Raw genomic sequence first — 19,484 nt, forward strand, 5'->3', positions numbered from 1 at the left:
TCGTCCGTGACAGGGTCCCCGAGGCCCTGCACCACGCACCACGGGGGAACGTTGTCGCACTCATCCCTGCCCGCCGAGGGCTGACGCCGTGTACCGCGTCGACGGGCGGCTGGTCCTCAGCCCCAGTGACCTGACCCGGCACCAGGAGTGCCACCACCTCACCGCGCTCAACCTGCAGGTGGCCGACGGCCGGCTGCAGCCCCCGGCGGAGGGGGTGAGCGACCAGACGGTGCTCGTCGCCGACCTCGGCATCGCGCACGAGCTCAGCTACCTGGAGTACCTGGAGGAGCAGGGGCTCGAGGTGGCCCGGCTCCAGGGCAGCCGGAACGAAGCCGCCACGATCGAGGCGATGCGCGCCGGCGTCGACGTCGTCCACCAGGCGACGCTGTTCGACGGCACCTGGGGCGGACAGGCCGACTTCCTCCTGAGGACGGCGGAGCCGTCCGACCTGGGCGACTGGTCCTACGAGGTCGCCGACGCCAAGCTCGCCCGCCGCGTCAAGGTGCCGGCGCTCCTGCAGATGGCCACCTACGCCGACCGGCTCGCCGTCCTCCAGAGCCGCACACCCGAGCGGATCCACGTCGTCACCGGCGACGGGGCCCAACGTCCGTGGCGGCTGGTCGACGTCGCCGCCTACGCCCGCCGCGCCCGCGCCCGGCTGCAGGGCTTCGTCGCCGACGTCCCGGTCACCGGACCGGTGCCCATCGCGCACTGCGACCAGTGCACCTGGCAGCCGCGCTGCACCGCCGAGCTCCGGGAGAACGACGACCTCAGCCTCGTCGCCGGCATGCGCCGAGACCAGCGCGCCGCCCTGCTGGCCGCCGGCATCGCCACCCTCACGCAGCTCGCCGACGCCCCGGACCACACGCTCAAGGCCGCCGGTCTCGGCCGGTCCGCGCGCACGCGACTACGCGACCAGGCCCGCGAGCAGCTGCGTGGCCGCCAGGTCGACCGGCCGACGCGCACGCTGCTGCCGCCGCTGCTGGCCCAGGGGCTGCTGCGGCTCCCCGAGCCCAGCCCCGGCGACCTCTACCTCGACTTCGAGGGCGACCCGCTGTCCGGCGACGGCCAGGGGCTGGAGTACCTGGCCGGCCTCGGCGACCGCGCCGGCCGTTTCACCGCCCTGTGGGCCCACGACAGCGCCGGGGAACGCCGCATGGTCGAGGAGCTCGTCGACCGCGTCGTCCAGGCCTGGCGCGCCGACCCCGGCATGCACGTCTACCACTACGCCGCCTACGAGGTCAGCGCGCTCAAGCGGCTCACCGGGCGGGACGGCGTCCGCGAGGCCGAGCTCGACCAGCTGCTGCGCGCCGGGCGGTTCGTCGACCTGCTGCCCGTCGTCCGCCAGTCGATGCGGATCAGCAAGGAGTCCTACTCGATCAAGAAGGTCGAGGCGTTCTACGGGCGCGAGCACACCGGCGACGTCGCCGACGCGATGTCCAGCGTCGTCGAGTACGAGAAGTGGCTGATCGACCGCGACCCGGCCCGCCTGCAGGCCATCGAGGACTACAACCGCGACGACGTCGACTCCACCCGCGAGCTGCACGACTGGCTCGAGACCCAGCGGACCGAGCTGGCGGAGCGATACGGCGTCCTGCCCCGACCGTCGGCCGCCGAGGTCGCCGCCCCGGCGCCGCGGTCGGACGCCGAGGCCGCGGAGTTCGCGCTCGTCGAGCAGCTCCGGGACGCCGGCCACCCCCTCCTCGGTGACCTGGTGCAGTGGCACCGCCGCGAGGCCCGGCCCGGCTGGTGGGAGTTCTTCTCCCGCAGCGAACTGGAGGACGAGCAGCTCGTCGAGGACCGCACCGCCCTCGGCGGCATCTCCGGCGGGTTCGAGGTCGGCACCGACAAGCGCAGCAAGCTCTACGAGTTCTACTTCCCGCCGCAGGACACCAAGCTGTCGGTCGGCGCCCGGGTCGTCGACGTCGACACCCGCGTGCGCATGGGGGAGGTCCGCGAGATCGACGCCGTGGCCGGCCGGGTCGTGGTCAAGAGCACCAAGCCGCCGGCGTCGGCCCGCGGGATGGGTCCCGAGGGCCCGCTCGACGACAAGGCCATGCGCGAGTCGATCGCCGCGACCGCGGACGCCGTCCTGGCCGGGCGGTCCTGCCTCGGGCAGCGGCTGCTCGACCGCGTCGTCCCCGCGGACACCCGCCGCCTTCCGGGGGAGGAGGCCGGCGACGCCGTCGTCCGGCTCGGCCGGGCGCTGGACGGCGAGGTGCTCGCCGTGCAGGGCCCGCCCGGCAGCGGCAAGACGCGGGCGGCGTCCCGGCTGATCCGCGCGCTGCTCGACGCCGGCAAGAAGGTGGGCGTCACGGCGACGTCCCACGCGGTCATCGGCAACGTGCTGAGCGCCGTCGGCCGGCCGGCGCTGCAGAAGTGCGAGGAGCACCAGGCGTGCGGGGCGCCGGGCGTCGAGTGGTCCAAGGACGGCAACGACGTGGCCTCGCGGCTGCTGGACGGCTCCGCGTCGCTGGTCGGTGGGACGGCGTGGTTCTGGTGCCGTCCGGACCTGGCCGAGGCGGTCGACGTCCTGGTGGTGGACGAGGCGGGCCAGTTCTCGCTGGCCAACGCGGTCGCCGTGGCGCGGTCGGCCCGCTCGCTGGTGCTGCTCGGGGACCCGCAGCAGCTGGCGCAGCCGACGCAGGCCGTGCACCCGGGGGAGTCGGGGCTCTCGGCGCTCGAGCACCTGCTCGACGGGCACCTGACCGTGCCCGAGGACCGCGGCGTCTTCCTCGACCGCACCTACCGGATGCACCCGGCGCTGACCGCGTTCGTCTCCGACCTGGCCTACGAGGGACGGCTGGAGTCGGCGGCCGATCGCGAGCGGATCGCGGTGGACGGCTGGGCCAGCGGGCTGGCCGTCCGGTTCGTCGAGCACGCGCAGCCGTCGATGGCGGCGTCCCCGGACGAGGCGGCGGCGGTGGCCGAGCTGTGGCACTCGCTGCAGGGCGTCGGCTGGACCGACGCCGCGGGGGAGCGGTCCACCATCGGTCCGGACGACGTGCTGGTCGTCGCGCCGTACAACAACCAGGTCGCGCTGATCCGGCGGGCGCTGCCGCACGGCGCGCGGGTCGGCACCGTGGACAAGTTCCAGGGCCAGGAGGCGCCGGTCGTCGTCTACTCGATGACGTCCACCTCGGCCGAGGACGCGCCCCGCGGCGTCTCGTTCCTCTACGACCTGCACCGGCTCAACGTGGCCGTCTCGCGCGCCAAGGCGCTGGCCGTCGTGGTGATGAGCGAGGAACTGCTCGACGCTGCGGTGCGGACGCCGGAGCAACTGCGCCAGGTGAACGCGCTGTGCCGGCTCGTCGAGATGGCCACCGTCGTCCGCTGACCCGCGCTCACCCGCTGCCCACAGTGCGGGGCAGGGGACGAGGCCGCGGAGGCAACACCTTCCCGGCGGACCTCCGCCGCTGCTCACAGGTGGAAGCAGCGGCGGAGGTCAGCAGAAGGGCTGTTCGGCGGCCGCGGCTCGCCGCTCGTCATCGTCCGAGCCGCCGCGGGTGTCGCTGCTCGCTGTGCGAGGAGGCCAGCGTCCGCGGCGGTCAGCTCCCACCAGCCGAGAGCGGCCGCCGACCACGCTGAGACCTCCGAGCTGGATGGTGGACGGCGTAGCGACCGGGGACCCACCGGGGCGATGACGCGTAGGCTCCCCGCCTCACACGGGTCGTGGAACGACAGCGGGGGGCGTCCGTGGTCACTGCCGAGTCGCCCGGGAGTCCATCCACATGGCCGACAAGAGCTCTTCCCCCTCTGACCGACACCGGCACGCCCACCGCCCAGCGCCGAGGCATCGCCGCAGGCGCCTGCTCCTGATCGCAGTCGGCGTCCTCGTGGCCGTGATCGCTGCCGTGCTCGTCCTCTCCTCGTGGGACCGGTCCGACGACGCGGCCGCCGATCAGGCCGTCGCGCCCGCTCCCGCCGCTGCGAGCACGTCCCCGACCCCTGCCAGCCCGCCCGCCGCGACACCGGCTCCGACGACCGAGCAGACGACGCCCACGTCGGACGTGCCTGTCGAGTTTGCCGACGCGATGCGCCAGACCGGCATCCCGCTGGACCCCCACACGGGCTGGGTCGTCGCCCAGGGGATCTGCGTCCGGCTGGGGCAACCGTCGTACGACCAGTTCAGGTTGTCCGAGGGCGTCGAGAGGTTGTTCCCCTCGGTCTCCGACGAGCAGGCCCACGAGTTCGTGGCCATGGTCGCCGAGTCGGTGTGCCTAAAGTAATCCCACCCCGGTGCTGCGGCGCCGGGCCCCCAGCACGCCTCACAGCCAGGCCTCGATCGCGTCCAGCTGCTCGTGCGTCAGCCCGACGTACAGGTCCGGCGCGACCACCAGTACGTGCGGGTTCGCCGCCAACCAGTCCCCGGTGTCGGCGGCCTGCATCGCCAGGTCGTCGTCGACCCAGATGATCCGCCGGTCCGGCTCGGACTCGGCGACGGCCCGAGCAGCGGTCAGCTTCCACCAGCCGGAGCTGCCGCCGAACACGCCGGAGAACCCGATCGGGGCCGAGTCGGCGCGGGCGTGGGTCACCAGGCCGCGGGGGAGTCCCATCGGCTCGGCCAGCAGCCGGTCGGCGTCCGTCGTCCAGGTGGTCAGCCACTGGATCTCCACCCGGCCGGACTCGTGCAGCTTCCGCAGCCGCGCCGTGATCGTCGGGTCCCAGGTCAGCACGTAGCCGTTGAACGTGCCTCGCTCCCAGCCGGCGGGCAGGTCGGCGCGCGCCGCGTTGAGCACGCCGTCGACGTCCAGCAGCAGGATGGGGACGTCGCTGGTCGAGGCCATGTCCCCATCCTGGCGCCCGAGCACCTCCGCCGTACCAGAGCCCGTGTCCGTATCAGATCCCCGCGTCGGGTCATCTGCATGTCAGCTGCCGGGTGTCGAGCGTCGTCGTCCTCATCGCGCCGGCACTCCGACGCCCGGGAGCCTCCTGGGGTTCGAAGGGGGAGATCGGCATGAAGTACGTCGTCAGCTGGCGCGAGCGGCCGACCGGCTCCGCCGCGGAGTTCGAAGCGGCACGGAAGCGGGTCGTCGAAGCCTTCTCGACGTTGGAGAAGCCCGAGAGCCTCACCATCCACCACTTCGTCGCCCGGATCGGGCTCGACGGGTACGCCGTCGTCGAGACGGACGAGCCGGCCGACCTGCAGTACCTCGCCACGGCGTACGAGCCCGCCAGCTTCACGGTCCGGCCGGTGATCGACGTGGTGGCCGCCGTCGCTGCCGGGACGCGCTACAACTGACCGCGCGTGATCCGGGAGGACGGCGGCGGTCCTCCGCGCGCCTTCCGGGATCGGCGCAGGGACCTCCGAGTCTGGTGACGGAGGTGGCGGCTTTCTGGCTTCGGCTCGTGTCAGTGACGCCTGCGCGGCGACCCGACCAGCCCGGGTCGAGCAATGAACGCGTGGCGTCAGCTCCTGGTGGTGGTTCTCGTCCGCAGGCGTCCGGCGAGCGCCCCGACGTCGTTGAGGTCTCCCACGGCAACCGCCATCACGAGGTCGTACGCCTCGTCGTTCGACAGGGTCAGCCGGTACCCGTCGAGGCCGTAGAAGGTCGGTGAGCCGCAGCGTCATGGCCATGAACCACCGGTATCAGTACTGATACCATGGGTGGTCACGGCGGCGGCTGTCCTCCGACCACACCGGCGACCACGGCGGCCGCTGCATGACCGGCCCGGACGGCGTCCGGCACGGGGATCCCGGCGCGCCAGCCGGTCAGCACTCCGGCCACGAACGCGTCCCCGCAGCCGGTCGTGTCCCGCGGCCGTCCCTCCGGCAGCGGCTCGACCGGTACCTCCTCCGTGCCTGCCCGCGTTCCCACCCGGGTCGGCCGCGCCCCGGCGTGCACGAACACCAGTGCCGGCGCCCACGCCGGCAGGTCGCCGTCCAGACCGATCACCGCGGCCTCGGCGGCGTTGCCGAACAGCACGTCGGGCCGCAGCCCGACGAGCAGGTCGACGTACGCGCCGACCCCGTGGCGCTCGATGCGGGGTGCAGCGGCGACGTCCACGCTGACCGGCACCCCGACGTCGTGCGCGGCCGACGCCGCGGTGCGCAGCGCCTCGGGGAAGCGCAGCAGGTCGTAGCCGTCCAGGTGGACGACGGCGGCGTCGGCGGACCACTCCGGGCGGACGTCGGCCGCCTCCAGCCCGCCCTCCCCGCGGTCGGTGAGCAGCGTCCGCTCGCCGTCCGGGTGCACCAGCACCGTCGACAGCGGCGCCCGCCCGCGGCGCACCACCGCGACCTCGACGCCGCGCTCGGCGAGGTCGGCCAGCAGCCCGTCGGCGAGCGGATCAGCACCGGCCCAGCCCGCCAACCGGGCCGGCACCCCGAGGCGGGCCACGCCGGCCGTCACGTTCGCCGGCGCGCCGCCCGCCGTCGTCGTCCGCATGACCCGCTGCTGACCACGGACCACCAGGGGCGCGGACAGCTCGAGCAGCTGGTCGGCCACCAGCTTGCCCAGCACGACGATCGGGCCTGAGCCGGCCGGACGAGGCCATGAGGGTGCGTCTCCCGGGACCACGACGGCAGCATGGCCGGTCCTCACGGCCACGGTGCGGCTGTTGCGTGGCCCTGCCACGCGTCGCCGGGACCAGTTCGAGGTCAGAAGACCTGCGCGATCGTGTGGACGACGAGCCCCCCAGCCCGCCGACGACCCGTCCGTCGACGTGCGACGGTCTGCCTCTGACGTGCTGCTGATGGACTCACCGATCGGCCATCGGCATCCCATGTGCACCACTGGAGCCAGCGGTCGGCGTGCGTTCCCGCCGCGGCCGGCTTCGCCACGGGGATCGGTACCTCGATGCACCCATCCGTGCGATCACCCGCTGCCGCTCGACGACCTCGGGGGCACGTCGCTCACCCGCCGCCCCGCTCGAGCCGGGCGAGCGCGGCGGTGAAGCTGTCGTTCCAGAGGCCCAGGTGCGGCCACCGCTCGACCACGTACGTCGTCGCTTCCTGTGCCGTCATCCCCTCCTCGCGGACCAGCCAGGCGCGCAGCACCAGCCCGGTGCGCGAGGCACCGCCGTGGCAGTGCACGAGGAGTCGGTGGCCCTCGGCGCGCAGCGCGGCCATGTCGTCGAGGACGTCGGCCAGCATCACGTCGAGGTCGGCGTTGTGGTCGCTGTCGGCGATGTAGGCCATGCGGTGCAGCGCGTGGGTGAACGGTTCCCCCAGCCGGCACAGGGAGATGACGGCGAAGTCCTCGTCGCTGTAGCGGGCGCCGTCGAGGTTGCCCGCCCAGATGCCCGGCAGCACCTCCTGCGGACCGATCCGCGGGATCACCCCCGGGTCGTAGCTCTGCTGCGCGCCGCCGTCCAGCGCGGCCGCCAGCTGCTGCAGGTCGGCCAGCCGCCACACCTGCTCCCCGTGCCCGGGGATGCGCCCGTGGACGACGGACGACCAGCGCATCGGGATGCCGCCCATCCCGTGCACCGCGCCGGCCAGCCCGCCGGCGACCGCGGCGACGGTGTCGGTGTCACCGCCCAGGTCGACGACCAGGCGCAGCACCTCGGCGAACGACGTCCCGCGCCGCAGTGCCCACACCGCCTGACCGAGCGTCGGCCACACCGCGCCGTTGGGCATGCCGGGCTCCGGCGTCCAGTCCGGCGCGAGCACCGCCGCGTACCGCTCGCGGTGCTCCTCGGCCACCGCCTCGAGCGCCGTGGGGACGGCGGCCAGCGGGTCGCCGCCGTCGAGCGCCACCCGCACCAGTTCGTGGAAGACCGCGCAGCCCTCGCCGGCGGCCGGGTCGCCGTGGGTCAGCGCCGATATGCGCCGGGCGGCGTCCGTGGTCGCCTCGCGTCCCTCGCGGGCGAACCGGATGGCGGCCGGCGTGGTGCGCATCAGCGACCCGTTGCCGGCGGCCCGCCCGGTGCGGCGGAAGTGCTCGGCCGCGGCGCTGTCCCAGGGCAGGCCGGAGCCGAGGACGGCGCGGGTCTGGTCGCCGATGTCCGGCGGGCCCGCCTCCGCCCAGCGCAGGAAGCGGTCGAACAGGTCGGCCTCGTCCAGCCCGCCGCGCTCGACCAGGGACGTCGCGACGAGCAGCGCCATCTGCGTGTCGTCGGTGAACTCGCCGGGTGCCCGGCCGAGCGCCCCGCCGCCGCACATCTCGGTGTGCGCGCCGCGGGCCGGGGTGGGGAAGCGGGCGGAGAACTGCCCGGGCGGGCCGAACTCGAAGGGTGCGCCGAGCGCGTCGCCGACGGCCGAGCCGACCAGCGCGCCGGCGGCGCGGTGCGAGCGGTGCATGCGCGGGGTCACGCGAGCATCGTGCACACGCCCCGCGTCCCCGCCGTCAGGCACTGACCTCCTCGTGCGTGTTCACGCCGGGGATGCGCCGCACCGACCCCCACCCGAAGCGGGCCCACACCACCAGCAACGCGGCGCCGACGAGCGATCCGAGCGTGTCGCGGAAGAGGTCGCCGTTGGTGTCGTCGTTGTCCTCGGAGAGCTGGGTCCCGAACCAGGCGTCCGACCGCCACTCGAACAGCTCCCACAGCGCCCCGACGGCGATGCCGAGGGCCGCGGTCACGACGCCGATGCCGACGTAGTGCCGCAGGTGCGTCTCGTCCCGGGGTCCGGGACGACGTCCAGCCGGGCGAGGCCGATGTAGACCACCGGCGCCGTGAGCATCGGGAGCGTGAAGTGCACCAGGTCGTCGAAGCGGACGAACGCGTCGTAGAGGCCGAGCGTCTCGCCGAACCCCTGCAGCGCCATGCCGAGGGCCAGGGACAGGTCGTAGAGCCGGGGCAGGTTCACCAGTCGCGAGACGAGCGTGATGCTGCCCAGCGCGGTCAGGAGCGCCGCCGACCCCCACTGCCCGTCCGCCGCGTACACCGCGGCCCCGGCGAACACGATCAGCCGGAGGACGTCGATGCCGTCCCTGATCCACGGCGTCCAGTCACCCAGCAGCAGCGTTCGCCCATCCACCTCGCCGACCTACCCTCCGGACACGTCGCACGCTCGCCGTTCGCGACCCTGCGTCACCGGGTTCCGCCGTCACCCACGCGACCGGGGGACGACCGCGTCCAGGGCGCGCGCACGGCGACCTCCCGGTGCTGCACTGTCCCAGGCCGGCGCACAGCCGCCGGAGGCACCGCAGGACAGGAGCACGCCGTGACCGATCGCGAGCTCGGGCCGACCACCGCGAACAGCAGCCGCACGGCCCGCTGCAGCAGCCATGCCGCCGGTCACGGGGTCCACCCCACCCGCGTGCTGTTGTGCGACGACAGCCCGGACGACGCGTGGACGCCGGTCGTCGTCATGGGCGCCGTAGGCGACGTGCTCACCGTCGCCTGCGGCGCCGAGCTCCGGCGCTACCGCAACCACGACACCGGCCGCCTGGTGGACCTGGTCGACACCACCGGCCCCGACGCGCTGGTGAACGAACGGTACGGCCTGCTCTTCCTGCGGACCTGGCCGCAGGACGCCGCCTCGGTGTTCTCGCTGCAGCCGGCCGACCAGCCGCCGCACCCCTGCGGCTGACCGGCCGTCGAGACCGCCGATCCCGCACGGCCACAGCGTCGTGTCGTGCGGGATCGGCGGTCTCGTCGCGCGGATGGGTCAGGCGACCCGACGGGCGCCCGCGTAGCTCGGCATGGAGTCGAGCTTCATGACCTGCACCGGCTTGCTGGAGTTCAGGGCGTGCACGATCTGGCCGTTGCCGACGTACATCGCCACGTGCGAGACCGGGCTGTAGAAGAACACCAGGTCACCGGGCTGCAGGTTGCCCTTCGACACCGGGGCGCCGAACGTCGACTGCGCCTTGGACGTGCGCGGGAGGGAGATGCCGGCCGCCTTGTAGGAGAAGCTGGTCAGCCCCGAGCAGTCGAAGGAGTTCGGGCCGGTGGCGCCGTACACGTACCGGTCACCCACCTGGGCGAGCGCGGTGTTGACGGCGGTCTGCGCGGCGCTGCTGGCCGCGGCGGTCGGCGCTGCGGTCACGGCCGGGGCGGCGGCGACGGCCGCACCGGTCGCGCCACCCACAGCGGCCGAGGCCGGAGCGGGGGCGAGGGCGATCCCGGCGCCGGCGATGGCGGCGACGGCGACACCACGGAACGAGCGACGAGCGAAGGACGTGCGGGCAGTCGTCATCGACGACGGTTCTCCTGTTCTCCACGACCGCCTACCGGGTTAGCTGACGGGTTCGGACGGGGGAGTCGCCCGGCGCGACGAGGTCGCGCTTCACCCCAGTGCTGCGGTGGGTCCCCGGCCTGCGCAGCGGTCATCGACCGGTGCACGGTTCGGCGGCGTCCGTCGGGTGTCGCAAGGTCAGCGACGCGGGCCCTCCGGACGGCGACAGACGCTAGGTGGGCCCTAAGGCCCTGTCCAAAGTGAGGACGGGGGGCCCGGACGGCGGTCGGCGCGGGCCGCGACACGCCGGGCTGACCACCGTGAACGCCGTCGACGACCTACGGACACGCCGGGGGGAAAGTCCTGGTCAGAGCGTTATGAAAAAGTTGCCTCGGAAGCGGAGAGCCGATGCGCACAGTGTGTGGTCAGGTGCTCAGAGCTGTGGCGGCGTCGTGGTTGGTCCGGGTGTTCCCCGGGCACGATCAGGGGCAACCGACCCAAGGAGGAACACCATGGCCGGCATGTTGAGGAAGGTCCTGGCCTCGGGGATCGCGGCGAAGGTCATCCAGGAGGCCCGCAAGCCGCAGAACCAGGCCAAGATCAAGGAGTTCATCGCCAAGATGGGCGAGCAGAACAAGAAGCAGGGCGGCGGCCGGGGCTACGGCCGCGGTCCGGTGCGCTGAGCGCCGGCAGCTGACCGCACGGCGACCCCCCGCTCGCACCGGGCGGGGGGTCGCCGTCATGCTCGGGGACCGTGCTGCGCATCGCCGTCCTCGACGACTTCCAGTCCGTCTCCGGTGAGTTCGCCGACTGGTCGCGGCTGCCCGAGGAGGCCGAGGTCGTCGCCTTCGCCGACCACCTCGACGACGAGGACGCCGTCGCCGACCGGCTGGTCGGGTTCGACGTCGTCGTCGCCATGCGCGAGCGCACCCCGTTCCCGCGCAGCCTCCTCGCACGGCTGCCGCGGCTGCGGCTGCTCGTGACCACCGGCGCCCGCAACGCCGCCATCGACGTCGCCGCGGCCGCCGAGCGCGGCGTGACCGTCTGCGGCACCGGTGCCCACCCCACCGGCACGGCCGAGCTGACCTGGGCGCTGGTCCTCGCCGTGGCGCGGCACGTCCCCGAGGAGGACGCCGGGGTACGGGCGGGCGGCTGGCAGCGCACCGTCGGCACCGACCTCGCCGGCGCCCGGCTCGGCGTCGTCGGCCTCGGCCGGCTCGGCACCCGCGTCGCCCGCATCGGCCAGGCATTCGGCATGGACGTCGTCGCCTGGAGCCAGAACCTGACCGACGAGCGCGCCGCCGAGGCCGGCGTGCGCCGCGTCGACCGCGACGAGCTGTTCGCCACCGCCGACGTCGTCACCGTCCACCTGGTGCTCTCCGAGCGCACCCGCGGTCTGGTCGGCCGCGACGAGCTCGCCCGGATGAAGCGCAGCGCGATCCTGGTCAACACCTCGCGCGGCCCCATCATCGACGAGGCCGCGCTGCTCGAGGTGCTGTCCGAGGGCCACCTCGCCGGAGTCGGCCTCGACGTCTACGACCGCGAGCCGCTGCCCGCCGACGCAGCCCTGCGCACCGCGCCGCGCACCGTGCTCACCCCCCACCTGGGCTACGTCACCCGGGACACCTACCGCGTCTTCTACGGCGACGCCGTCGAGGACGTCGCCGCCTTCCTGCGCGGGGAACCGGTCCGCGTCCTCGCGCCCGCGTGACCCGTGCCCGGTCCGGGTACGGACCGGGCCCGGCACGAGGAGGCCTGCGATGACCGAGGGCAACATGACCGGCCGCCCCTACGGCGGCGCCAACGAGCGACCCGACGACGACGTCCTGCCCGGCGAGCGGCCGGAGAAGGACCTGGTCGGACCGCCGTCGCAGCAGGAGGAGCCGCGGGCGGCGCGGGACGGCGAGATGTCGACCAACCCGGGGGAGACCGGCAGCGGCGTCCCGGACACCGACCACCCGCTCGGGGGCCGGCAGGGCAGCAGCTGACCCGGCGGGGGCTACGGCCGCCCGGCGTGCGGGACGCCGACCTCGGTCGCCACCAGCACCGCCTCGCGCGCCGGCGCCCGGTTGTGCTCGTAGAAGTCCGGCGCGCAGCACATCAGCAGCGTGCGGCCGTCCTCCCCGCCGAGCATGCAGGCGAAGACGCCGAGCCCCTCGGGCGCGGCGACCTCGTCGACGATCGCGCCGCCCTGCGCGACCCGCACCACCCGGCCGCCGACCGCGTCGGCCGCCCACACGTGTCCCTCGGCGTCCAGCGCGCAGCCGTCCGGCGCCACCGTGAGCTGGCCGAGCACCTCCTCGGTGGTCCGGCCGGTCACCTCCGGCCCGAGCGGCGCCCACACGCGCCGGTTGGTCAGCGCGCCGTCGGCGTCGAGGTCGAAGGCGGTGTACCGGTTGCCGAGGGTCTCGCCGACGACGAGCGTGCCGCCGTCCGGGGGGACCACCATGCCGTTGGGGAACTGCAACCCCTCCGCGGCGACCGACACCGTGCCGTCGAGGTCGATGCGCTTCAGTGACGCGGTCCGCGCGTCCCCGCCGCCCATCAGGTCGAAGCCGAAGTCGCCGACGAACACCTGCCCCGCGTCGGTGACCACCAGGTCGTTGAGGTGCCCCCCGCAGTGCTCGGTCAGGTCGGCGTGCGTCGACAGGGTCCCGTCGGCGTACCGCAGCACGCGGTGGTCCTTCATCGACACGACCACCAGGGACCCGTCGGGCAGCCAACCCAGCCCCGAGGGCTGACCCTCCACCTCGACGACGACGGCCTCCGCGCCGTCCGGCGTCACCCGGCTGACCGTGCGCCGGTAGAAGTCCGACACCCACCAGGTGCCCTCGTGCCAACGCGGGCCCTCGAAGAACCCGCCACCCTCCAGGACCGTCCTGAGCTGCTGCTCCGCCATGACCCGGACAGTAGGTGACGCCGGTCACGCACCGACGGCACGGTCGGGACGGGGGCCGCGCGGGTGCCGGCGGCCGTCCTGCGCCTGACCGGACCGGGCGGTCCGGCGCGTCGTTTCCGCAGCTGACCGGCCGGGCAGGCCCTCGCGGACCCGCACCCGACAGTGAGGACGACGACCATGCAGGTCGGCTACAAGCTCGCGACCGAGGCCTTCGGACCGGAGGACCTGGTCCGCCAGACGATCCGCGCCGAACAGGCGGGCTTCGACTTCGTCGAGATGAGCGACCACTTCCACCCGTGGCTCGACGTCCAGGGCCACAGCTCGTTCACCTGGTCGGTGCTGGGGGCGATGGCGGCCAGGACCGAGCGGATCGGCCTGGCCACCGGCGTGACGTGCCCGATGATCCGCTACCACCCGGCCGTGATCGCCCAGGCCGCGGCGACGGTGCAGATCCTCTCCGGCAACCGCTTCACCCTCGGCATCGGCTCCGGTGAGCGGCTCAACGAGCACGTGGTGGGCGCCGGCTGGCCGGCGGTGCGGAAACGGCACGAGATGCTCCGCGAGGCGCTGGAGATCATCCGGCTGCTGTGGCAGGGCGGCTACCGGTCCTACGACGGCAGGTACCTGCAGCTGGAGGACGCCCGCCTCTTCGACCTGCCCGACCAGCTGCCGGTGATCGCGGTGGCCTCCGGTGGGCACAACGCCTCGGCCATCGCCGCCGAGCTCGGCGACGGGCTGTTCGCCACGGAGCCGCGCAGCGACCTGGTCGAGGCCTACACCGGCGCCGGGGGGACGGGGCCGCGGTACGCCGAGGTGCCGATGGCGTGGGCGGCGGACGAGGACTCCGCCGTCCAGGCCGCCCTGGAGACCAGCCGCTGGGCGCTCACCGGCTGGAAGGTGATGAGCGAGCTGCCCAACCCGGTCAACTTCGACGCGGCCAGCGCCACGGTGAAGCCCGAGGACATCCGGCAGCAGTTCTCCGTCGGCCCCGACCTCGACGCGCACGTGCAGCACGCGCAGCCCTACGTCGACGCCGGTTTCGACCACGTGGTGCTGCAGAACACCGGTCCCGACCCCGACGGCTTCCTGGAGGTCTGCGAACGCGAGCTCATCGACCGGGTGCGCGCGCTGACCCCGTCGTCCTGAGGAAGGACCCCGTCCTCCTCACCACTCGCAAGCTCGCGGCGAGCCCCTGGACGGGGCCGGGCCGACGCCCCTCGCGGGGACGTCGGCCGGTGCCGCTCAGGCGGCGTCGACGGGCGAGTGGTCGGCCCGGGGGTCCAGCAGGCCCACCATGCCGGTCAGTCGCAGCAGCCGGACGGTGAACGGCGACGGATCGACCAGCCGCAGCGTGCAGCCGCGGTCCTCAGCCAGAGCGGCGCCCGCGGCGAGCACCCGCAGGCCCTCGGCGTCGCAGAACGTGATGCCCGCGGCGTCCACGGTCCAGGTGCGGTGACCGGTCACGCTGAGCGCGTGCAGCGCGTCGCCGAGCCGGTGGGCGACGAGGCGGTCGAGCTCACCGGCGGCGGTCACGCGGCCGGTCTGCAGGTCGATGGACAGGAGCAGCGGACGCTCGAACGAGCGCTGCGGGCTGACACGGGCGCGCATGGTGTTCCCCTCCCGGGGACTCCAGCCGGCGGCTGAGCACCGGACGACGTCCCCACGGACGTGGGAGTCCGGGCCAGCTCTTCGACCCGGTCTCGACGTTAACAGCACAGCCCCGTTCTGGCTGGTGCTCGATGAAGTGGTGCACCACTGTTCCGTGTCGACACGCCGGGCTCGGTGCCGGGATGCCGAGGTCGGTCGGGCCTCCAGACGTCGACCGGCCGGCGTCCGCGGGGTGCGGACACCGGCCGGTGCGGCGCGGGTCAGGCCCCGTCGTTGCGGGGCAGGTAGGGCGCGCCCGGGTTGAAGACCACGAGGGTGTACCGGTCGAACCGGCGGATCCAGGACCTGATCGTGCGAGCGGTCCGCGTGGTGCTGCGGGATGACATGGGTGTCCTCCTGTCGTCCTCCGGACGTGCGTCGTCCGGAGGTGGCGGTCCGTGGGGTGGCTGACCGGCCGGCCCGGCGCTGGGCGGCGGCGCGTCGGCGCGCACACGTGCTTCCGCACGGGGGCCGGCGCGGTAGCGGGTCAGCTGCGCTCGGCGTCGTCGCGGGGCGCGGTCACCGGCGCGTGCGAGCGCCAGCACCCGGTGGAACGTGCACGCAGGGGTCCCCGTTCCGCGACTCCGGTCACGCATGCAGGTCCGCCGCAACACGCCGAGGTCGAGCGCTGAGCGACCTCCGTGCCGCCGCTGGGCCGTGGTGTTCCTCCACGGACGTCTCCCCCTGCTCCGCATGCGGAGCAGGGGGAGGCCGCCCGGGACCGTCGGTTCCTGACCGCCCGCTCGGCCGGTGGACACCGGCCACTGGTGCACACCTGGTGAGCCACGCTTGCACGCCCTTGGTCGGGGTAGCCCGTAGTCCGTGAGCGAGACGACGAGCGGCCGCGTCAGCAAGGTCGGGGCGGCGGACGTGCACGCCGGCCAGATGGGGCAGCGGTACCTGGCTGCGGGCTCCCGGGTCGCCATGCGGCTGTGGGCCGCGGAAGAGCCGACCCAGGGCAAGCCCGAGGCGGCCCGGGACTACGAGACGGTGGGGTACGTCGTCACCGGTCGGGCCCGGCTGCGCGCAGGGGACCAGACGCTGGACCTCGGGCCGGGGGACTCCTGGGTGGTGCCGGCCGGGGTGAGCCACACGTACGAGATCGTCGAGGCGTTCACCGCGGTGGAGGCGACGGCCCCGCCCGCGCAGGAAGCCGGCCGGGACGCCCCGTCCTCCTGAGCGGCTCCGCGCCGGGTGGTGTGGCAGGGGAGCACCCCAGGGGCCCCGCCGCGAGCCTGCAAGGGGTGGGGGGCCGGGGGTCCTTCTTCAGTCGCCCTTGACGTTGACGACCTGGCGCAGGGTGTGCCGGACCTCCACCAGGTCGGCGGCGTCGGCCATGACGACGTCGATCGGCTTGTAGGCATCGGGGTGCTCGTCGAGGAAGGCGTCCGAGCGGCCCCAGGCGATGCCCTTCATCCGCCGGTCGAGGTCGGCGCGGGTGAACATCCGCCGCGCGGCACCCCGCGAGTGGTTGCGCCCGGCGCCGTGCGGCGCCGAGGTCAGCGACTCCACGTTGCCCCTGCCGACGACGACGTAGGACGCCGCGCCCATCGAGCCGGGGATCAGCCCCCACTGGCCGGCCCGCGCGGAGATCGCGCCCTTGCGCGAGAGCCACACCTCGGTGCCGTAGTGGGTCTCCCGCTCGGTGTAGTTGTGGTGGCACTGCACGACCTGCGCGCGGTGCACCTCCTCGGTGACGAAGCGCGACACCTGCTCGGCGAGGCGGTCCATCATCTCCTCGCGGTTGAGCGCGGCGAACCGCTGCGCCCAGTGCAGCGCCTCGACGTAGGCGTCGAACTCGGGCGTCCCCTCCTCGAGGTAGGCCAGGTCGCGGTCGGGCAGGTCCATGTCGCGGCAGCGGTCCTGCGCCACCCGGATGTGCTTGGACGCCAGCCGGTTGCCCACGCCGCGCGAACCGGAGTGCAGGAACAGCCACACCCGGTCGTCCTCGTCGAGGCAGACCTCGATGAAGTGGTTGCCCGAGCCGAGCGAGCCCAGTTGCAGTGGCCAGTTGTGCGCGACGCCGTCGGCCTGCGCCACGCCCGGGAGGTCGCGCAGCTCCTCGACCCGCGCCGCCGCCGTCTCGCGCAGCTTCTTGTTGTAGCGGCCGGCCGACAGCGGGATGGCCCGCGAGATCTGCTCGTGCAGCGTCGCCAGGTTGCGGCCGCGGACGTCGTCCCCGGTGAACTGGGTGCGCACGGCCATCATCCCGCAGCCGATGTCGACCCCCACGGCCGCCGGGATGATCGCCCGGTCGGTCGGGATGACCGAGCCGACGGTCGCCCCGAGCCCGAGGTGCGCGTCGGGCATCAGCGCCACGTGCGGGTGGATGAACGGCATCGAGGCGGTGCGCTCGGCCTGCACGCGCGTGGTCGGCTCGAGGATCGACGCCCAGTTGAGCAGCCGGTCGCTGATCTTCTCCATGGCCCTCTCGTCCCGGGTCGGTGGCGCGACGGTGGCGCAGGACCGCCCCGCCGTCGATCCCCGCACTACCCGATCGAGGAGCTCAGTCGTCGTCCTTCCCGTTGCCCCGGCCGCGGCCCCGGCCGCGCTCCTTCTCGTCGTCCTCCCCGTCCCCGGTCGCGGTCCGGGGTGCCGGCGCAGGAGCCGCCGTCGTCGGCGGGGGAGGCGGCGGGGGGACCGCGTGGGTGACGGTCACCGTCGTCCCGACCGGGAGGTCGCCGGCCGGCGCGAGCGCGAGGACCTGCCCGGCGGGGACGTCGGCCCGCTCGACCGCCACCAGCGCGACCGGCAGGTCCAGGCCGGTGAGCCACGCCTGCACCTCGGCCACCGGCTGACCGACGTGCCTGGCCGGGTCCACCCGGACGTAGGGGCCGGAGGGCCGCGGGGCGACCGGCGTCGGCGCCGCGGACGTGGTGGGGGTGGCCGCGCGCGGCGCCGCCGTGGGGACGTCCCGGGTCCCGAGCACCAGCCCGGTGACGACGAGCACCGTGGCCACCAGCCCGACCAGCACCGGCACCACCAGCCGGCGCAGGCGGCCGCGGTCGTCGGGCTCCTCGTCCTCGTCGCCGTCGAGCGCGGGCAGCGCCGGGGGGACGGCGGCGGCCGCGACCGGGTTCGCCGGCAGCGGGGCGGTGGTCGACTGCGGCACGGGGGCGATGGGCAGCACGCGGGTCGCCGTCCGCTCGTCGGCCGGCTCCGGCGCGCGGCCCGCGACGGCGTCGGCCACCGCTGCGACCAGCGCGGCGCCGTCCGGGATCCGCGCGGCCGGATCGGTGGCGAGGGTGCGCTCGACCAGCTCGCGGACCGGCGCGGGCACGTCGGCCGACAGCGGCGCGGGCGTCTCCGAGACCCGCCGCATCGCGACCTCGACCGGGTCGGGCCCGTCGAAGGGACGGCGCCCGGCGAGGCACTCGTAGGCGACCGTGCCCCACGAGTAGACGTCGACGGCGGGCGTGGCCTTCTGTCCCTGCACCAGCTCGGGCGCCAGGTACTGCGCGGTCCCGACGACGTGGCCGGTGCGGGTGACGGTGGCGTTCGCGGCCGACCAGGCGATGCCGAAGTCGGTCATCTTCACGGTGCAGTCGGTGCGGACCAGCAGGTTGGCCGGCTTGACGTCGCGGTGCACGACCCCGGCGGCGTGCGCGGCGGCCAGCCCGGCGGCGACCTGCCCCAGCAGGTCCAGCGTCCGCTCCGGGGTCAGCCGGCCCTCGCGCGCCAGCACCGCCGACAGCGGCTCGCCGTCCACCAGCTCCATGACCAGGTAGACCAGCCGGTCGCCGCCGGGGGAGACGGGCTCTCCCTCGCCGTAGTCGTGCAGGACGGCGATGTTCGGGTGGGTCAGCCCGGCCGACAGGCGGGCCTCGGTGCGGAACCGGGTCAGGAAGACCGGGTCGCCGGTGAACTGGCTCTTGAGCACCTTGACCGCGACGTCGCGGCCGAGCACCCGGTCCTGCCCGCGCCAGACCTCGCCCATGCCCCCGGTGGCGATCAGCGACCGGAGCTCGTAGCGGTCCTGGAGGACGTCTTCCGTGGCCGCCATGCTCAGACGGGGTCGACCAGGCGCAGCGGCGGGTGCGGCGCCAGGCGCTTCTCCAGCGTGACGCGGTGCCGCCCGTCGGACTCGTGCCGGAAGTCCAGCCGGTCGACCAGCGCCTGCATGAGCAGCAGGCCGCGGCCCTCGTCCAGCGGCGAGTGGTCGTCCCGCTCCGAGAGCGCGGCGGGGTCGAAGCCCTCGCCGCTGTCCACCACGCTGATCCGGCACAGCCGGTCGTCGATGGCGACCTCGACCTCGTACTCGGCGTGCTCCCCGGCGTGCTGGACGACGTTGGCGCAGGCCTCGGTGAGCGCCAGCGCGATCTCGTCGACCACCGTCCGCTCGATGCGCAGGTGCTCCAGCGCCTGCCGGCACAGCCCGCGGATGAACGGGACGCTGCCGGTGTCCACCGGGAGGTGGACCGTGAACGCGATGTCCACGCCGGGTTCCCCCCTCCCGCCCGCAGGCATCTAGGCTGCTCAGGTTCCACGTCGTCGATGGAGAGGACCGATCCGTGCAGTTCGACGTCGAGCGGACGACGGTCCTCGGACGGCCGGCGCTGAGCGTACGCGGAGAGCTGGACCTGGCGACCGCCCCGCGCCTCGCGGAGGCGGCGGAGTCACAGCTGTCCCAGCAGCCGCAGTCCCTGGTCGTCGACCTGACCGACACGACGTTCCTCGACAGCTCCGGTGCCCGGGAGCTGGTGCGCATCGCCCGCCGCGCCGCTGCGGAGAGCGTCGCGCTCGAGGTCGTCTGCCCCCGCGCCAACCGGCCGGTGCGGCTGGTGGTCGACCTGCTGGAGCTGCGGGCGGTCGTGCCGATCGTCGAGTCGCCCAGCCTGACGGAGAACGAGGTCGGTCCGTAGTCCGTAG

General features: G+C 74.2%; 22 protein-coding genes and 1 riboswitch. Of the genes, 10 read left to right on the forward strand and 12 right to left on the reverse strand.

From position 1 onward, the window contains the following. The first annotated feature begins 88 nt into the window (after positions 1 to 88). The gene (locus ACWIX7_RS20730; RefSeq protein ID WP_448618294.1) at positions 89 to 3,337 is read left to right on the forward strand and encodes a TM0106 family RecB-like putative nuclease; all 3,249 of its coding nucleotides are present in this window, start codon (positions 89 to 91) and stop codon (positions 3,335 to 3,337) included. 505 nt (positions 3,338 to 3,842) lie between these two features. Then, positions 3,843 to 4,229 carry a hypothetical protein gene (locus ACWIX7_RS20735; RefSeq protein WP_448618295.1) on the forward strand — a complete coding sequence of 129 codons (387 nt, stop codon included), beginning with the start codon at positions 3,843 to 3,845 and terminating at the stop codon, positions 4,227 to 4,229. 39 nt (positions 4,230 to 4,268) lie between these two features. Here the strand turns inward: ACWIX7_RS20735 and ACWIX7_RS20740 are convergent, their stop codons facing one another. Then, on the reverse strand, positions 4,269 to 4,787 hold the full coding sequence (locus tag ACWIX7_RS20740; RefSeq protein ID WP_448618296.1) for an HAD domain-containing protein: 519 nt from the start codon (positions 4,785 to 4,787) through the stop codon (positions 4,269 to 4,271). 170 nt (positions 4,788 to 4,957) lie between these two features. On the opposite strand from ACWIX7_RS20740, the gene ACWIX7_RS20745 reads away from it, so the two are divergent. Further along, positions 4,958 to 5,242, forward strand: a complete 285-nt coding sequence (locus ACWIX7_RS20745; protein ID WP_448618297.1) for a DUF3303 domain-containing protein — start codon at positions 4,958 to 4,960, stop codon at positions 5,240 to 5,242. A gap of 370 nt (positions 5,243 to 5,612) precedes the next feature. On the opposite strand, the gene ACWIX7_RS20750 is transcribed toward ACWIX7_RS20745, so the two are convergent. From ACWIX7_RS20750 to ACWIX7_RS20765, 4 genes are all read right to left on the reverse strand, one after another. Further along, positions 5,613 to 6,464 carry a carbohydrate kinase family protein gene (locus ACWIX7_RS20750; RefSeq protein ID WP_448618298.1) on the reverse strand — a complete coding sequence of 284 codons (852 nt, stop codon included), beginning with the start codon at positions 6,462 to 6,464 and terminating at the stop codon, positions 5,613 to 5,615. Between the two features lie 392 nt (positions 6,465 to 6,856). Then, entirely contained in the window at positions 6,857 to 8,257 is a 1,401-nt protein-coding gene (locus tag ACWIX7_RS20755; RefSeq protein WP_448618299.1) for an ADP-ribosylglycohydrolase family protein, read from the reverse strand. A gap of 34 nt (positions 8,258 to 8,291) precedes the next feature. Further along, complete coding sequence (locus ACWIX7_RS20760) at positions 8,292 to 8,528, reverse strand: hypothetical protein (RefSeq protein ID WP_448618300.1); 237 nt, start codon at positions 8,526 to 8,528, stop codon at positions 8,292 to 8,294. Continuing rightward, a complete protein-coding gene (locus tag ACWIX7_RS20765) occupies positions 8,525 to 8,926 on the reverse strand; it encodes a hypothetical protein (protein ID WP_448618301.1) in 402 nt (133 codons plus the stop codon). The genes ACWIX7_RS20760 and ACWIX7_RS20765 overlap by 4 nt, the downstream gene beginning before the upstream one ends. Positions 8,927 to 9,112: 186 nt before the next feature. Here ACWIX7_RS20765 and ACWIX7_RS20770 point away from each other — a divergent pair, with 186 nt between their 5' ends. Further along, positions 9,113 to 9,481, forward strand: a complete 369-nt coding sequence (locus ACWIX7_RS20770) for a hypothetical protein (protein WP_448618302.1) — start codon at positions 9,113 to 9,115, stop codon at positions 9,479 to 9,481. Between the two features lie 78 nt (positions 9,482 to 9,559). Here the strand turns inward: ACWIX7_RS20770 and ACWIX7_RS20775 are convergent, their stop codons facing one another. Further along, positions 9,560 to 10,090: a C40 family peptidase gene (locus ACWIX7_RS20775; protein WP_448618303.1), complete on the reverse strand. Its 531-nt coding sequence runs from the start codon at positions 10,088 to 10,090 to the stop codon at positions 9,560 to 9,562. 12 nt (positions 10,091 to 10,102) lie between these two features. Next, a riboswitch (cyclic di-AMP (ydaO/yuaA leader) is annotated at positions 10,103 to 10,229 on the reverse strand. Positions 10,230 to 10,581: 352 nt separating this feature from the next. Between ACWIX7_RS20775 and ACWIX7_RS20780 the strand changes: the two genes are divergently transcribed. From ACWIX7_RS20780 to ACWIX7_RS20790, 3 genes are all read left to right on the forward strand, one after another. Then, entirely contained in the window at positions 10,582 to 10,752 is a 171-nt protein-coding gene (locus ACWIX7_RS20780) for a hypothetical protein (RefSeq protein WP_175479507.1), read from the forward strand. Between the two features lie 71 nt (positions 10,753 to 10,823). Next, on the forward strand, positions 10,824 to 11,780 hold the full coding sequence (locus tag ACWIX7_RS20785; RefSeq protein WP_448618304.1) for a D-2-hydroxyacid dehydrogenase family protein: 957 nt from the start codon (positions 10,824 to 10,826) through the stop codon (positions 11,778 to 11,780). Positions 11,781 to 11,829: 49 nt separating this feature from the next. After that, positions 11,830 to 12,057 carry a hypothetical protein gene (locus ACWIX7_RS20790; protein WP_448618305.1) on the forward strand — a complete coding sequence of 76 codons (228 nt, stop codon included), beginning with the start codon at positions 11,830 to 11,832 and terminating at the stop codon, positions 12,055 to 12,057. A gap of 11 nt (positions 12,058 to 12,068) precedes the next feature. Here the strand turns inward: ACWIX7_RS20790 and ACWIX7_RS20795 are convergent, their stop codons facing one another. Further along, entirely contained in the window at positions 12,069 to 12,968 is a 900-nt protein-coding gene (locus tag ACWIX7_RS20795) for an SMP-30/gluconolactonase/LRE family protein (protein WP_448618306.1), read from the reverse strand. A gap of 177 nt (positions 12,969 to 13,145) precedes the next feature. On the opposite strand from ACWIX7_RS20795, the gene ACWIX7_RS20800 reads away from it, so the two are divergent. Further along, a complete protein-coding gene (locus ACWIX7_RS20800) occupies positions 13,146 to 14,114 on the forward strand; it encodes a TIGR03557 family F420-dependent LLM class oxidoreductase (protein WP_448618307.1) in 969 nt (322 codons plus the stop codon). Between the two features lie 96 nt (positions 14,115 to 14,210). On the opposite strand, the gene ACWIX7_RS20805 is transcribed toward ACWIX7_RS20800, so the two are convergent. Both ACWIX7_RS20805 and ACWIX7_RS20810 read right to left on the reverse strand, forming a co-directional pair. Beyond that, on the reverse strand, positions 14,211 to 14,576 hold the full coding sequence (locus ACWIX7_RS20805; RefSeq protein ID WP_448618308.1) for an STAS domain-containing protein: 366 nt from the start codon (positions 14,574 to 14,576) through the stop codon (positions 14,211 to 14,213). 260 nt (positions 14,577 to 14,836) lie between these two features. Then, positions 14,837 to 14,962, reverse strand: a complete 126-nt coding sequence (locus ACWIX7_RS20810; RefSeq protein WP_448618309.1) for a hypothetical protein — start codon at positions 14,960 to 14,962, stop codon at positions 14,837 to 14,839. A 475-nt stretch (positions 14,963 to 15,437) separates the two neighbouring features. Here ACWIX7_RS20810 and ACWIX7_RS20815 point away from each other — a divergent pair, with 475 nt between their 5' ends. Then, complete coding sequence (locus tag ACWIX7_RS20815; protein ID WP_448618310.1) at positions 15,438 to 15,794, forward strand: cupin domain-containing protein; 357 nt, start codon at positions 15,438 to 15,440, stop codon at positions 15,792 to 15,794. A gap of 87 nt (positions 15,795 to 15,881) precedes the next feature. On the opposite strand, the gene ACWIX7_RS20820 is transcribed toward ACWIX7_RS20815, so the two are convergent. The 3 genes from ACWIX7_RS20820 to ACWIX7_RS20830 all read right to left on the reverse strand — a co-directional run bounded on the left by ACWIX7_RS20820 (position 15,882) and on the right by ACWIX7_RS20830 (position 19,052). Further along, a complete protein-coding gene (locus ACWIX7_RS20820) occupies positions 15,882 to 17,039 on the reverse strand; it encodes an RtcB family protein (RefSeq protein WP_448618311.1) in 1,158 nt (385 codons plus the stop codon). 82 nt (positions 17,040 to 17,121) lie between these two features. After that, complete coding sequence (locus ACWIX7_RS20825) at positions 17,122 to 18,618, reverse strand: serine/threonine protein kinase (protein ID WP_448618312.1); 1,497 nt, start codon at positions 18,616 to 18,618, stop codon at positions 17,122 to 17,124. Positions 18,619 to 18,620: 2 nt separating this feature from the next. Further along, entirely contained in the window at positions 18,621 to 19,052 is a 432-nt protein-coding gene (locus ACWIX7_RS20830) for an ATP-binding protein (protein ID WP_448618313.1), read from the reverse strand. Between the two features lie 74 nt (positions 19,053 to 19,126). On the opposite strand from ACWIX7_RS20830, the gene ACWIX7_RS20835 reads away from it, so the two are divergent. Next, positions 19,127 to 19,477, forward strand: coding sequence for an STAS domain-containing protein (locus ACWIX7_RS20835; protein ID WP_448618314.1), 351 nt, complete (start codon positions 19,127 to 19,129; stop codon positions 19,475 to 19,477). The last annotated feature ends 7 nt before the right edge of the window (positions 19,478 to 19,484 follow it).

The organism is Geodermatophilus sp. URMC 65 (assembly GCF_053502545.1).

What these genes read in the sequence shown, in the direction of transcription:
- ACWIX7_RS20820 (WP_448618311.1), bottom strand. Translation starts at nt 17,039, where the DNA reads ATGGAGAAGATCAGCGACCGGCTGCTCAACTGGGCGTCGATCCTCGAG.
- ACWIX7_RS20795 (WP_448618306.1), bottom strand. Translation starts at nt 12,968, where the DNA reads ATGGCGGAGCAGCAGCTCAGGACGGTCCTGGAGGGTGGCGGGTTCTTC.
- ACWIX7_RS20740 (WP_448618296.1), bottom strand. Translation starts at nt 4,787, where the DNA reads ATGGCCTCGACCAGCGACGTCCCCATCCTGCTGCTGGACGTCGACGGC.
- ACWIX7_RS20790 (WP_448618305.1), top strand. Translation starts at nt 11,830, where the DNA reads ATGACCGAGGGCAACATGACCGGCCGCCCCTACGGCGGCGCCAACGAG.
- ACWIX7_RS20800 (WP_448618307.1), top strand. Translation starts at nt 13,146, where the DNA reads ATGCAGGTCGGCTACAAGCTCGCGACCGAGGCCTTCGGACCGGAGGAC.
- ACWIX7_RS20805 (WP_448618308.1), bottom strand. Translation starts at nt 14,576, where the DNA reads ATGCGCGCCCGTGTCAGCCCGCAGCGCTCGTTCGAGCGTCCGCTGCTC.
- ACWIX7_RS20775 (WP_448618303.1), bottom strand. Translation starts at nt 10,090, where the DNA reads ATGACGACTGCCCGCACGTCCTTCGCTCGTCGCTCGTTCCGTGGTGTC.
- ACWIX7_RS20810 (WP_448618309.1), bottom strand. Translation starts at nt 14,962, where the DNA reads ATGTCATCCCGCAGCACCACGCGGACCGCTCGCACGATCAGGTCCTGG.
- ACWIX7_RS20825 (WP_448618312.1), bottom strand. Translation starts at nt 18,618, where the DNA reads ATGGCGGCCACGGAAGACGTCCTCCAGGACCGCTACGAGCTCCGGTCG.
- ACWIX7_RS20745 (WP_448618297.1), top strand. Translation starts at nt 4,958, where the DNA reads ATGAAGTACGTCGTCAGCTGGCGCGAGCGGCCGACCGGCTCCGCCGCG.
- ACWIX7_RS20780 (WP_175479507.1), top strand. Translation starts at nt 10,582, where the DNA reads ATGGCCGGCATGTTGAGGAAGGTCCTGGCCTCGGGGATCGCGGCGAAG.